The organism is Azospirillum sp. FG154, from assembly GCF_057809575.1.
Genome location: NZ_JBMDKF010000040.1, coordinates 20,920 through 32,781 on the forward strand (window position 1 = coordinate 20,920; position 11,862 = coordinate 32,781).

Annotated in this window: 12 protein-coding genes; 6 read left to right on the plus strand and 6 right to left on the minus strand. The window is 66.6% G+C overall.

Annotated features, from left to right (window positions below; translation table 11 throughout):
- Positions 1–29 precede the first annotated feature (29 nt).
- The gene (gene ddpX / locus ACODS4_RS26805; protein ID WP_488868723.1) at positions 30–578 is read left to right on the plus strand and encodes a D-alanyl-D-alanine dipeptidase; all 549 of its coding nucleotides are present in this window, start codon (positions 30–32) and stop codon (positions 576–578) included.
- A gap of 171 nt (positions 579–749) precedes the next feature.
- Entirely contained in the window at positions 750–1,799 is a 1,050-nt protein-coding gene (locus ACODS4_RS26810; RefSeq protein WP_488868724.1) for a polysaccharide deacetylase family protein, read from the plus strand.
- 47 nt (positions 1,800–1,846) lie between these two features.
- On the opposite strand, the gene ACODS4_RS26815 is transcribed toward ACODS4_RS26810, so the two are convergent.
- Positions 1,847–2,404: a NifU family protein gene (locus ACODS4_RS26815; RefSeq protein WP_488868725.1), complete on the minus strand. Its 558-nt coding sequence runs from the start codon at positions 2,402–2,404 to the stop codon at positions 1,847–1,849.
- 128 nt (positions 2,405–2,532) lie between these two features.
- Between ACODS4_RS26815 and ACODS4_RS26820 the strand changes: the two genes are divergently transcribed.
- The gene (locus ACODS4_RS26820; RefSeq protein ID WP_488868726.1) at positions 2,533–3,813 is read left to right on the plus strand and encodes an adenylate/guanylate cyclase domain-containing protein; all 1,281 of its coding nucleotides are present in this window, start codon (positions 2,533–2,535) and stop codon (positions 3,811–3,813) included.
- Here ACODS4_RS26820 and ACODS4_RS26825 read toward each other — a convergent pair.
- The 4 genes from ACODS4_RS26825 to ACODS4_RS26840 all read right to left on the minus strand — a co-directional run bounded on the left by ACODS4_RS26825 (position 3,806) and on the right by ACODS4_RS26840 (position 6,655).
- Positions 3,806–4,312, minus strand: coding sequence for a universal stress protein (locus ACODS4_RS26825; RefSeq protein ID WP_488868727.1), 507 nt, complete (start codon positions 4,310–4,312; stop codon positions 3,806–3,808). The two genes, ACODS4_RS26820 and ACODS4_RS26825, sit on opposite strands and share 8 nt — an antisense overlap.
- Before the next feature lie 34 nt (positions 4,313–4,346).
- Positions 4,347–5,126, minus strand: coding sequence for a TIGR02186 family protein (locus tag ACODS4_RS26830; RefSeq protein ID WP_488868728.1), 780 nt, complete (start codon positions 5,124–5,126; stop codon positions 4,347–4,349).
- Complete coding sequence (locus tag ACODS4_RS26835) at positions 5,126–6,043, minus strand: sulfite exporter TauE/SafE family protein (protein WP_488868729.1); 918 nt, start codon at positions 6,041–6,043, stop codon at positions 5,126–5,128. Before ACODS4_RS26835 ends, ACODS4_RS26830 begins: the two co-directional genes overlap by 1 nt.
- Positions 6,044–6,124: 81 nt before the next feature.
- A complete protein-coding gene (locus ACODS4_RS26840) occupies positions 6,125–6,655 on the minus strand; it encodes a hypothetical protein (RefSeq protein ID WP_488868730.1) in 531 nt (176 codons plus the stop codon).
- A 100-nt stretch (positions 6,656–6,755) separates the two neighbouring features.
- Between ACODS4_RS26840 and ACODS4_RS26845 the strand changes: the two genes are divergently transcribed.
- Positions 6,756–7,565, plus strand: coding sequence for a hypothetical protein (locus ACODS4_RS26845; RefSeq protein ID WP_488868731.1), 810 nt, complete (start codon positions 6,756–6,758; stop codon positions 7,563–7,565).
- On the plus strand, positions 7,562–8,062 hold the full coding sequence (locus ACODS4_RS26850; protein ID WP_488868732.1) for a hypothetical protein: 501 nt from the start codon (positions 7,562–7,564) through the stop codon (positions 8,060–8,062). Before ACODS4_RS26845 ends, ACODS4_RS26850 begins: the two co-directional genes overlap by 4 nt.
- A 514-nt stretch (positions 8,063–8,576) precedes the next feature.
- Here ACODS4_RS26850 and ACODS4_RS26855 read toward each other — a convergent pair.
- On the minus strand, positions 8,577–9,266 hold the full coding sequence (locus ACODS4_RS26855; RefSeq protein WP_488868733.1) for a sulfite oxidase-like oxidoreductase: 690 nt from the start codon (positions 9,264–9,266) through the stop codon (positions 8,577–8,579).
- Between the two features lie 159 nt (positions 9,267–9,425).
- Between ACODS4_RS26855 and ACODS4_RS26860 the strand changes: the two genes are divergently transcribed.
- Positions 9,426–11,777, plus strand: coding sequence for a mechanosensitive ion channel domain-containing protein (locus ACODS4_RS26860; RefSeq protein ID WP_488868734.1), 2,352 nt, complete (start codon positions 9,426–9,428; stop codon positions 11,775–11,777).
- Positions 11,778–11,862 lie beyond the last annotated feature (85 nt).

An 11,862-nucleotide genomic window follows, 5' to 3' on the forward strand; every position in this document is an offset into this window, starting at 1 on the left:
CCATTCGCACTCAAACGGTTCCACGCACCATGCTGATCGAGATCGCGCCACCGGCTTACGACGTCGATTTGGACCTTCTTTACGCCACGGCGGACAATTTGTCCGGCGCGCCGATCTACCGCGCCCCGGTGTGCCTGCTGCACCCTGACGCCGCCGCCCGTTTGCGCCCCGCCATCGCGCTGGCGCGCGGCGTCGGTTGCCGGTTTCGGGTCTACGATGCCTTCCGCCCCGCCGAGGCGCAATGGCGGCTTTGGCACGCCTTCCCCGATCCCGCCTACATCGCCGATCCCCGCCTGGGGTCCAACCACACGCGCGGCGTCGCCATCGATCTGACGCTGGTGGATTCGTCGGGCCAGCCGCTGGACATGGGAACCGGATTCGACGCGATGACCGAACGCTCCCACCATGGCCGCACCGACCTGACCCTTGACCAGCAGCGCAACCGCGCCCTGCTGTTGGGGGTGATGAGCGCGGCGGGCTGGGACCATTACGCCACGGAATGGTGGCATTACCAGTTGCCCGACCCGGAACGCTACCCGCTGTTGACCGACGCGGCCATTGGCGGCCGGATGATGTGAGGCGGACGGTTCGGATTGGGCTGGCGCGCGGGCGGATTGTTGCACGCGCGCATCGCAATCCAGCCCTTTGCGCGGAAACGCCGTTGTTAACTTGTTTGGTCGGCGCGGATTGTGGCACATCTCTTGCGTTGATCCGGGTCTTGATCCGGACGTCTTTCGTCATGGGCCGTCATGCCGTTCCGCCGCGCCGTCCGGGTGCTCGTCACCGCCGCTTTGACCGTTTGGGCTTCCGTGGTCCCGACGTCGCGCATGGCTGCGGCGGCGGAGGCGCCGACGGGAAACAGCGCGGTGGTCTTCGCCTATGACCGCTTTGGCGAGGATCAGAATCCGTCGATCAGCATCCGCCTCGACCAGTTCGAGTCGCACCTTGAAGAGTTGACCGACGGCGATTACGAGGTTCTGCCGCTCCCCCAAATCCTGGAGGCGCTGCGCAGCGGCAAGCCGTTGCCCGACCGCGCCGTGGCCATCACCATCGACGAGGCCAGCCGTTCCGCCTACGCCGAAGCGTGGCCCCGGCTGAAGGCCGCCGGTCTGCCCTTCACCCTGTTCGTCGCCACCGACGCGGTGGATCGCGGGTCGCCCGCGCACATGACCTGGTCGGAAATCCGCCAGATGGCGGCGGCGGGCGTCACCATCGGCGGCTTGGGCGGATCCACCCAATCGCTGGTGCCCCGCACGGCGGCGGAGGTCGCGGCGGAGCTGCGCCGCATGTCCGACCGCTTCCAGGCCGAGTTGGGCCAACGCCCGACGATCCTGGCCTACCCGCAGGGGGAATATTCGCTGGCGGTGCGCAAGGTGGTGGCCGAACAGGGCTTCGTCGCCGCTTTCGGCCAGCAATCGGGCGTGTTGCACCCCCAGGCCGACCCGTTCGGCCTGCCGCGTTTCCTGATGAACGAGACTTACGGCAGCGTCGACCGTTTCCAACTGGCGGCGAACGCGTTGCCGTTGCCGGTGTCGGATCTGACGCCGGACGATCCGTTGTTGACCGTCAACCCGCCGCCCTTGGGCTTCACCATCAGCGACAGCGTCGGCGACACCAGCAAGCTGGCCTGTTTTGCGGCGGGCCAGGGCCGCGCCGCGCTGGAACGCATTTCCGACGACCGGGTCGAGGTCCGCATCAAGGATCCCTTCCCGCCGGGCCGCGCGCGCGTCAACTGCACGCTGCCGGCCCCGGAAGGGCGCTGGCGTTGGTTGGGCGTGCAGTTCCTGATTCCAGAATAAGATCGAACCGGGGGCGCGGTCGCGCGCCCCGGCTCTGGCGACGGTCCTTATTGAACCGCGCGGACTTCGACGACTTCGGGGATGTAGTGGCGCAGCATGTTTTCGATGCCGTGCTTCAACGTCGCGGTCGAACTGGGGCAGCCCGAGCAGGCCCCCTTCATCGCCAGATAGACCACGCCCTTCTCAAAGCCCTGGAAGGTGATGTCGCCACCGTCCTGCGCGACCGACGGGCGGACGCGGGTGTCGAGCAGCTCCTTGATCTGTTCGACGATCTCGTCGTCGTCGCCGTTGGCGCTGGCGGCGTGGCCGTCCCCGGCGTCGCTCAGCAGGACCGGGCGGTCGGCGGTGAAATGCTCCATGATGACGCCGAGGATCGACGGCTTCAGCAGGAACCATTCCTTGGCGTCGGTCTTGGTGATGGTGACGAAATCGGCGCCCAGGAACACCCCGGCCACGCCGTCGATCTCGAACAGGCGTTGAGCCAGCGGCGACCGGGCGGCGTCCGAAGCGTCGGTGAAATCGGCCGTCCCGCGTCCGAGCACGTCACGCCCCGGCAGGAACTTGAGAGTCGCCGGGTTGGGCGTCTGCTCGGTTTGAATGAACATGGTGCTATCCTCCATCGACGCCGAACTGGACCTAGCGGCGTTTCCGAAATTTGGGCAGAATCCCCGTCGGGATCAAGCACCGGATTGGTCCGATTTCGTCTTTCTCGCTCTGACCGCCCGTGGTGCCGATGACCTTCGCCCCAACGCCGCCCGCCGCCGCCCTGTCGCCGACTCCGGTCACGGAGGCGCATGACTGCGGCGCGGTGATCGACTGGCTGTTGCAGGAGGGCCGACAGGCCCCCGACGCCGAAACCTTGGTCGATGAATTCGGGCGCCGCTTGAACGCCATCGGCTTGCCGCTGGCGCGCAGCGTGCTGGTTCTGCAACTGCTGCACCCGCAAATCCGCTCGATGATCTATTTCTGGCGCGACAACGGCGCCCCGGTCCAGACGGCCATCGCCAACCATGGCGACGAGCAGAGCGACACCTATCGGAACAGCCCCTTCGCCGCCCTGGTGGAAGACGGCGCGCAGGGGCTGCGCTACCGGTTGGAACGGATGAGCGCGCCGTGGCCTTATCCCGTGCTGGGCGATTTGGCCCGGCAGGGGGCCACCGATTACGCGGCGATGGCGGTTTTGTTCACCGGCGGGCGGCGCAACGCCATCAGCTTCGCCACCGAACGGCGTGGCGGTTTTTCCGTCGCCGATCTGGCGCTGCTCGACGGGTTGCTGCCCGCCTTGGGCGCGGTCCTGGAAACGCTGGCGCTGCGGCGGCTGGCGGCGACCGTGCTGGACACCTATGTCGGGCGCAAGACCGGGGAGCGGATTTTGTCGGGCGACATCCGGCGCGGCACCGGGGAGAACGTCCGCGCCGTGCTGTGGTATTGCGACCTGCGCGGCTTCACCCCGCTGGCCGACCGCCTGCCGCGCGAGGAGTTGATCGCCCTGCTGAACGGCTATTTCGAGTCGATGGGCGACGCGGTGGAGCGGCACGGCGGTGAAATCTTGAAATTCATCGGCGACGCCATGCTGGCGATCTTCCCGCTGACGCCCGAGGACGAGAATGGGGCCGCCGCCGCGATAAAGGCGCTGTCGGCGGCGACCGACGCCCTGACGACGATGAGCGGCCAGAACGCCGAACGCGCCGCCTGGGGGCAACCGACCCTGCGCTGCGGCGTGGCCCTGCACATTGGCGAGGTGATGTACGGCAACATCGGCTCGACCGAACGGTTGGACTTCACCGTCATCGGCCCGGCGGTCAATCTGGTCAGCCGGATCGAGGGGCTGTGCGGGCGACTCGACCGCACCGTCCTGACCTCCGCCGAGTTCGCGGCGCTGGTTCCCCCCGGCGGGCGTCACCGGCTGGACAGCATCGGCCCGCACGCGGTCAAGGGGTTGGTCGAGCCGGTGGAGGTGTTCGAGCTTCAGCTTCGCCCGCCGCCCTCCGCCGCCGCGCCGGTCCTTACGTGATCGCGTCCAGCGCCTCGTCGCTCAGGCCGCCGGGGACGATGGTCAGCGGGATGCGCAGGCGGGACAGGCCGCGCCCGGTGTAATAGGAGATCAACGGCCCCGGCCCTTCCGGGTCGGTGTCGGCGGCCAGAACCAGGATGGAGATGCTTGGCTCCTCGGCGATCAGGGCCAGAACCTCTTCATGGCGGTTGCCCTCGCGGACGTAGAGCGCGGGCAGGGAGCCGGTCAGTTGGATCACCTCGCGCGCCAGCTTCTGGAGCTTGCGCTCCGCCTCGTCGCGCTTTTCCTCACGGATCAGGTTTTCCACCGCCAGCCAATGCTGCATCTCCTCCTTCTCGATGACGGTCAGCAGGGCGACCTTGCCGCCCGATTTGCGGGCGCGCAGGCAGGCGTACCGCAGGGCCACCTTCAATTCCGGGCTGTCGTCGGCGACGACCAGGAAGATGCGCACCGGCTTGGCGGCGGCGTCCGGCGGCGTGGATTCGGTCGCTTCGGTCATCGGTTCTCTCCTCCCTGGCGCTCTTGGGTCCGGTCTACACCCGGCGGAAGGCGGCGCCCGCCGCCCAGCCCGCCGCCACCGCGCCCAGCACCGCCAGAACGCCATAGGTGATCGGGCGGTAGCGGGCCATGTCGTAGACCTCGGCGCTGAAGCCGACCTTCGACACCACCAGCGGCGTGGTCTGGGCGCTGACCACCTCGCCGTCGCGGATCAGCAGCGCTTCGACATTGTACAGCCCGGTCGGGACGTTGGCCGGAAAATAAATGTTGGTGCGGAACAGCCGGTCGCCCAGGAAGGACACCGCGCCGACGTTCGTCGTGTACAGCCCGGCGCGTTGCTTGTTGCGGATCAGCGCGGTGCGGAACGCCGCCAACTCTTGCGGGGTCAGGGTTTCTTGCGGATCAAGCTGAAGTTGCGGCACGCCGATTTGCTGGCGCTCCAGCACCGTCTTGCCGACGATCTGGTCGAGCGGGCGGCTGGTCGCCACGCTGTAATAGCTGGGCGCTTGGGCGAAACGGACGCTGTCGGTGTTCATCCACATGCCGATGACCCGCGTCTTGCGGCGGACGGTGGCGGGCAGGCGGGGGCCGGTCACGACGATGGCGACGTCGCCCACCCCGTCGGTGGCGCCGAACAGCACGACCTCCGTGCCGGTGAAGCCGGTGGTGATGGCGATCAAATGGCTGGACAGGTCGGCGACCATCTGTTGCGCCCACACGGTCGCCGCGACGGTCACGCCCAGCCCCAGCCCGGCCAACGCCGCCAGCCCTTGGACGACGCCCCGGACGATGGTCTTCCGCGTGGGGCGGCGCATCAGGCGATTCCCACGCTGAGGGTGTAGATGTCCAGCGGCGGGGCGAACAAATCCCAGGCCAGCTTCAGCGCCACCCCGACGACGATGGTGGCCAGCATCAGGCGGGCCTGTTCGCCGGGAATGCGGCTGCCGACCTTGGCGCCGACCTGCGCGCCGACGACGCCGCCGACCAGCAGCAGCAGGGCCAGCATGACGTCCACCGTGTGGTTGGTCGCCGCTTGCAGCAGCGTGGCCGCCGCCGTGGTGAAGATGATCTGGAACAGCGAGGTTCCGGCCACCAGCCCGGCGGGCATGTTCAGCAGGTAGATCATGGCCGGAACCAGCAGAAAGCCGCCGCCGATCCCCATGATCGCCACCAGAATGCCGCCAACCACCCCGATTCCCGCCGGAAGCAGGGCGGAGATGTAAAGCTTCGAGCGATGGAACCGCATCTTGAAGGGCAGGCCGTGCAGCCAGATGTGGCGGTGCAGCTTGCCGCGTTTGGCGGTGGGGGCGCGGCGGCGGATGATGGCCCGGCTGCTTTCCAGCATCATCATCCCGCCGATCGTGCCCAGGAAGAAGACGTAGGACAGGGTGATGGCGATGTCGATCTGGCCCAGGCGCTGAAGAACGCCGAAGATCCACACGCCGATCCCGGTGCCGATGACGCCGCCGATCAGCATCACCACCCCCAGCTTCACATCGACGTTGCCGCGCCGCCAATGGGCCAGGACGCCGGACACGCTGGCGGCGACCAACTGATTGGCTTGGGTGCCGACGGCGACGGCGGGGGGGACGCCGATGAAGATCAGCAACGGCGTCATCAGAAAACCGCCGCCCACCCCGAACATGCCGGACAAAAAGCCGATCAGCCACCCCATGCCCAGCACAAGGAGCGCGTTGACCGACATTTCGGCGATCGGCAAATACACTTGCATGATGGTGGAAGACCACGACGGAGGGACCGCCAGCTTACCCGACCCGCTTCACCGGCGAAAGGCTTGGTCGCGCCAAACCGCTTAGTGCACGGCGGCGGAGCGAATCGTGCCCGCCGACAGGCTGCGGGTGTAGCCCGCCTTTTCCGGAAAAACCCGGTCAACCTCGCGGCGGGCTGAATCGATGTCGGAGGCGTAGACCACAAGCCGATTGGCGTAGTGCCAGGCCGGGCTGACCGCCCGCCCGGCGGCGCGGGCCGCCAGGCTGTCGAACATCACCTCGCCGTGAAAGGGGCGAACGCTGGGGCCGGGCTGGCCCAGCGTGTGGACGAAGGTCGGCGGGGTTCGCTCCAACTTGGCGATGTCCCGTTCGATCTGCTTCAGGCGATCCTCTTGCGCGGCCAGTTGTCGCCGCGCCTCTTCGGTGCGGTGGCGCAGATCCAGGAAGGTTTCGTTTTCCGCCGTCCATTGATCGCGCAGCGGCGCCAGCTCCCGACGCAGCCGACTGATGCCGATCAGATCGGTCCAGCCGCGCCGAACGCCCCAAAAAACCAGTTGCGCCACCACCCCCAGCGCGGCGGCGCTGGGAAGCAACGTCGTCAATACCGTGTTCATGGCGAGCCTTCTTGCTGAGAGCGTGCGTGTTCGACCGGCGGCGGGGCGTGGCACAGCGATTGCTGCGTTTCCGGCAAGCCAAGGGGGATCAGCAAGGATCATGCCGAACGCGATTCTGAAAGAAGCGTTCGCCGCCGTCGGCGAGCCGGAGGAACGGTTGGAGGAGCCGCTGCACGGCGCGGCGCTTGATTTTGGCGCGTTGCCGCCTTTGACCCATGGCGAACGCTGGTCGATGGCGATGATGCGCTTTGGACTGACGCGGGGCAGCCCGCTGTTGCAGGAAAAGCTGCGCGCGCGCCGGGTTTTGGCGGAACTGCCGATCCGTTTTGGCGCGGCGGGGCCGGGGCTGACCCATCCGACCCAACTGGCCCCCTATCTGGAGCTTCTCACCGATTTGCCGGACGCGTTGTCGGACGAGGAAGCCATGCTGGAATCCGCTTTGGCCGCTCTGCTGATCGAATATCGCTTCAAGCATTCCGTGCAGCGTGGATTGATGTGTTATTATTCAAAACTTGCCAGAAGCGCTTTTTCCGAAGGTTACAAGAAACAAAAAATCGTTGGCAGAATCGACAATGCGGATGAGTTGGCGCAAATTGTCGATGGAATACGAATGAAATACATATTGTTCATCCGAAATTACCTTTACGCGATTTTGACGCGAGAGGATGTGTTGAAGGGAAGACCTTTGTTTTCCGATCTCCTGACCGCCGTCCTGTTTCTCAGCCGCATTGGCAAGGGGGGCGTGTTGGACAAGGAGCCGGACGGGCGCCGGTTGCCTGGACGCTCCAGCCTTCTGTTCGTCGCCCTGCGCGACCCCGTTTTGCTGAAGGCGGCGGAGGATGGCGCGTTTCAGCGAAAATTGTCCAAGTCGATCAAAGACTTTCCAGTCAAAGAGGTGATGGCGCGATGACCGGCTTCACAATCGATCCAGAGGTGACGCAAGGGATGATGGCGCTGGGCGTGGTCGGCGTGATGGTGCTGGCCTGCCTGATGTGGATCGGCGCGTCGGTCCTGCGCGCGGCGCGGCACATTCTGGGGGTTCGGCGGCGCTATTCCGGGCTTATGAAGAAGCACGCGGAGCTGGAGCGCGACCTGACCACGGTCCGCCACTCGATTCGCCAGGAGGAAATCGCCCTGCGCAAGGCCGAAGAGCTTCTGAATCAACGTCGGCAGGAGGTCGCGGTGGCGGAGGAGCGGTTGCGGAACACCCGAACCACCTGCGTCCGGGTGTATCAGGTGCTGATCGAACGCTACGCGGAGAAAGATCGGCTTTGGCTGTTGGGGAACGGGAAAAGCGACGAGTCCAATCGTTGGGCGGTGGCGGCTCCCGACGCCAAGACGGCGACGGAGCTGGTGTTGAAAAAGACGCCCGGCGCGGAAAAACCAGCGCTGGAAGGACAGCTTTGATCGGTGGTCGCGCTGGCGCGCGCGCCGTCGCGTCGTGTCAAAATGCAACGATCCAGGCCGGGGAACTGCATTTTGGGACGCAAGATGCCTTGGCGCGGCCTTTGGCCACCAGAAGAAACGATGACAACGAGGTGGTGTCCGCGGCGGGATTCGAACCCACGGCCCCAGGATTCATACCACTTCGGCTTTCGCCGCCGCCCTTGCGGGCGTTCGTGGTCTGGACTGTCCCTTCGCCTTAGGCCCGAAGACCCGTAGGCGCCGCCCGTCCAGTCTCTACACCTTCCCCTTCGCAGGGGCTTGGCTCGGGATCGGCATGACGCAAGCGCGCCGCAGCGTTCCCCGACTTTGAGCGGATCCACTGCGTCGTTTCCGAACGCAGCGCCCAATTCATCACTTAGGAATCCTGTGCTCTATCCTGCTGAGCTACGCGGACCTAACCTCGTTGTTCCCCCTCTCTACCCTGAACCGGATGATCCGGCAACACCCGTCGCCACAGAAAGCGGCGCGCGAGGCGTCAATCGGAGTAGCGCTCCTCGGTCCACGGGTCGGCGTGGTTGTGATAGCCGCGAACCTCCCAGAAGCCGGGGTGGTCGTCGGCCAGAAGCTCAACGCGCTTCACCCATTTGGCGCTTTTCCAGAAATACAGCTTGGGCAGGACGATGCGAACCGGCCCGCCATGGTCGAGGCTGATCGGCTGGCCCTGCCAGTGGGTGGCCAGCAGCACGCCGTCCTCGACGAAATCGGCCAGCGCGACGTTGGTGGTGTAACCGTCGAAGGAATGGAACAGGACGAAGCGCGCCTCGGGCCGTGGGCGGGCCAGCGCCAGCAGATCGCGGGCGCTCACCCCCCGCCATTGGTTGTCGTAGCGCGACCAGGTGGTGACGCAATGAATGTCCGATTGGGCGGTGGTCTGCGGTTGCGCCTGAAGATCGGCCCAGCGCCAGGACAGCGGCTGTTCGACCAAGCCATCGACGGTCAGCGACCAGTTGTCCACGCTGACCTTGGGCGTGACGCCGAGGTCGAGCACCGGCCAATCCTCCACCAACCGCTGGCCGGGGGGCAGGCGGTCGCGCGGCGCCTCCTCGCTTGTCGCGCCGGTCAGGCCGCGCCCGTCGCGCGCCCATTGCTCCTTGGTCGCGATCAGCTTGGGGCGGATGGCGCCATCTTGCTCCATGTCGGGGGCGTCGTCGGGCGTGTCGGCCATGGCGTGTCCTTTAAGACAAAGAGGCGCGGGGGCAAGGACGCGCCGGGCGTTCTGGAAAGCGGTTGGACCATAAAAAGGATCTGACCGGCGGGTTGGCAAGCGGGAAGCGGGCGACTACCTTCGCAGGATTCCGTTTTGGCAGTTTTGAGTGATGGTTTGATGGATCGGTTCGCAACGCCCGCCGCGTGTCGGCGCGGGTTGGCCCGCCTGTTCGGCGCGCTGGCTCTTCTGACGCTGGCTTTGGCCGGACCCGTCGCCGCCGCCGCCCCAGCGTCGGGCGGCGGGGCGGCGGCTCCGGCTCCAGCCGCGACGCCCGCCGCCAGCCCGCCCGCTGGCGCGGTCGTGGCGGGGGAGCCGACGATCCAACAGTTGGAGGCGATGGCCTCCACCCTGGAAAACCCCGAGGCGCGGACCAAGCTGGTCGAACAGCTTCGCGCCCTGGTCGCCGCGCAGAAGGGCCTGACTCCGGCCAAGCCGCCGGAGCCGGAAGCCACCCTGCCGCAGACGCTGGGCGCCCGCGCGTTGGGCTTTCTGGCCGAGCATATGGATCTGGTCAGCCGCCAACTGGTCCAGGTGGCGAACATCGTCGCCGATCTGCCGGGCGCGGTCGCCTGGATCAACCGCCAGATGGAGGATTCCTCGTCCCGCGACCGTTGGGCGCAGATCGGCTTTGAGCTGTCGCTGATTTTGAGCGTCGGCGGCGCGACGGCCTGGGGGATCTGGTGGTTGTTGGGCCGTCCGCACCGGGCGCTGGCGGCGCGGGTCGTGCCCTCGCCGCTGATGCGGATCCCGCTCCTTCTGGGGCGCGGCGCTCTGGAATTGGTTCCGATCATCGCCTTCATCGTCATCGCCTACGCCGTCCTGTCGGTGACGGAGCCGGGGCCGAGGGTGCGGCTGGTGGTGCTGGCGGTGGTCAACGCCTCGGTCATCGTGCAGGCGCTGTTGATCGTGGTTGGCATGCTGGTGGCCCCTGGCGCGCCGAATCTGCGCCTGATCCGGGCTGGCGAGGCGGGCGCGCGGCGCGCCTATGTCTGGATCCGCCGTCTGATCGCCGCCGCCGTCTACGGCTATTTCCTGGCCGAAGCCGCCTATGTGATGGGGTTGCCGCTGGGGGCTTATGGCGCGCTGCTGAAGCTGCTGGGCGTGCTGATCGCCGGGATGCTGATTGTCCTGATCCTGCAAAACCGGGCCAGCGTCGCCGCCTGGATGCACGGCAACCCGCTGTCGGGCGACGGCGACCCCGACGCGACGGCGGAGCGCGAGGCCGAGGGGCAGGGCGCGGTCCTGCGGTCCGCCCGGCGGCGTTTCGCCGACGTTTGGCATGTGCTGGCCATCGCCTATGTCAGCGTCACGTTGGGCGTTTGGGTGCTGAACGTCTATGGCGGGTTCGAGTATCTGGCCCGCGCCACCGCCATCACCGTGGTGTCGGTGGCGGTCGCCCGCTTGGCGGTGACGGGGGTGAACCGGGGCTTGCGCCGCAGCCTGACCGCCAACCACGAGCTGCGCGGCAGCCTGCCGCAACTGTACGCGCGAGCCTTTTTCTACCTGCCGATCCTGCAACGGATCGGCAAGACGCTGATTTGGCTGGTGGCGCTGGGCGTGGTGCTGAACGGCTGGGGCGTCGATTCGTTGGCCTGGACCGAGTCGGCGCTGGGCCGCCACATCGTCGGCAGTCTGCTGTCCATCAGCCTGCTGCTGTCCGGCGCGGTCGTGGCGTGGGAGGTGGTCAGCGCGCTGATCGAGCATTTCCTGACCTCCACCGACCATAACGGCGCGCGCATCGAACGCAGCGCGCGGGTGCGCACCCTGCTGCCGCTGCTGCGCAACGCCTTTCTGATCCTGCTGGTGACGATGGTGTCGCTGATTACCCTGTCGGAGTTGGGCGTCAACATCGCGCCGCTGCTGGCCGGCGCCGGGGTCGTCGGTCTGGCCATCGGTTTTGGCTCGCAGAGTTTGGTCAAGGACATCATCACCGGCCTGTTCATCCTGTTTGAAGACACGGTGTCGGTCGGCGATTCGGTGGATGTCGGCGGTGGGCATTCCGGGACGGTGGAGGCCATCTCCATCCGCTCGATCCGGCTGCGCGACGGGGCCGGGGCGGTGCATTCCGTGCCCTTCAGCGCGGTCACGACGGTGAAGAACATGAGCAAGGATTTCTCCATCGCTCTGTTCAACGTGTCGGTCTCCAACCGTGAGGATCCCGACCGCGTCATCGCCGTGCTGAAGGAGGTGGGAGCCGAGGTTCAGGAGGACCGCAGGCTGGGCCTGGACATCCTGACCCCGCTGGAGGTGATGGGGGTGGACAAGCTGTCGGACACCGGGATCAACATTCTGGCCCAGTTCAAGACCCGCCCGACCAAGCAGGCCGGGGTGGCCCGCGCCTTCAATCTGCGCATGAAGAAGCGGTTCGACGAGCTGGGCATCGCCATGCCGACCCAGTCGATGCAACTGGTCGTCGGCCAAGGCGCCCACGACCGCGCGATGGCCGAGGCGTTGAGCCAAGGCTCGTAAGATCGGCTCAGACGGGCGGCCTACGGCATTCACACATCTTTTTCTTGCTGCAACCAATTGAAATAAAACGGATTTTCCGTCATCC

What these genes read in the sequence shown, in the direction of transcription:
- ACODS4_RS26850 (WP_488868732.1), top strand. Translation starts at nt 7,562, where the DNA reads ATGACCGGCTTCACAATCGATCCAGAGGTGACGCAAGGGATGATGGCG.
- ACODS4_RS26830 (WP_488868728.1), bottom strand. Translation starts at nt 5,126, where the DNA reads ATGCGCCGCCCCACGCGGAAGACCATCGTCCGGGGCGTCGTCCAAGGG.
- ACODS4_RS26825 (WP_488868727.1), bottom strand. Translation starts at nt 4,312, where the DNA reads ATGACCGAAGCGACCGAATCCACGCCGCCGGACGCCGCCGCCAAGCCG.
- ACODS4_RS26840 (WP_488868730.1), bottom strand. Translation starts at nt 6,655, where the DNA reads ATGAACACGGTATTGACGACGTTGCTTCCCAGCGCCGCCGCGCTGGGG.
- ACODS4_RS26810 (WP_488868724.1), top strand. Translation starts at nt 750, where the DNA reads ATGCCGTTCCGCCGCGCCGTCCGGGTGCTCGTCACCGCCGCTTTGACC.
- ACODS4_RS26820 (WP_488868726.1), top strand. Translation starts at nt 2,533, where the DNA reads ATGACCTTCGCCCCAACGCCGCCCGCCGCCGCCCTGTCGCCGACTCCG.
- ACODS4_RS26860 (WP_488868734.1), top strand. Translation starts at nt 9,426, where the DNA reads ATGGATCGGTTCGCAACGCCCGCCGCGTGTCGGCGCGGGTTGGCCCGC.
- ACODS4_RS26855 (WP_488868733.1), bottom strand. Translation starts at nt 9,266, where the DNA reads ATGGCCGACACGCCCGACGACGCCCCCGACATGGAGCAAGATGGCGCC.
- ACODS4_RS26815 (WP_488868725.1), bottom strand. Translation starts at nt 2,404, where the DNA reads ATGTTCATTCAAACCGAGCAGACGCCCAACCCGGCGACTCTCAAGTTC.
- ddpX (WP_488868723.1), top strand. Translation starts at nt 30, where the DNA reads ATGCTGATCGAGATCGCGCCACCGGCTTACGACGTCGATTTGGACCTT.
- ACODS4_RS26845 (WP_488868731.1), top strand. Translation starts at nt 6,756, where the DNA reads ATGCCGAACGCGATTCTGAAAGAAGCGTTCGCCGCCGTCGGCGAGCCG.
- ACODS4_RS26835 (WP_488868729.1), bottom strand. Translation starts at nt 6,043, where the DNA reads ATGCAAGTGTATTTGCCGATCGCCGAAATGTCGGTCAACGCGCTCCTT.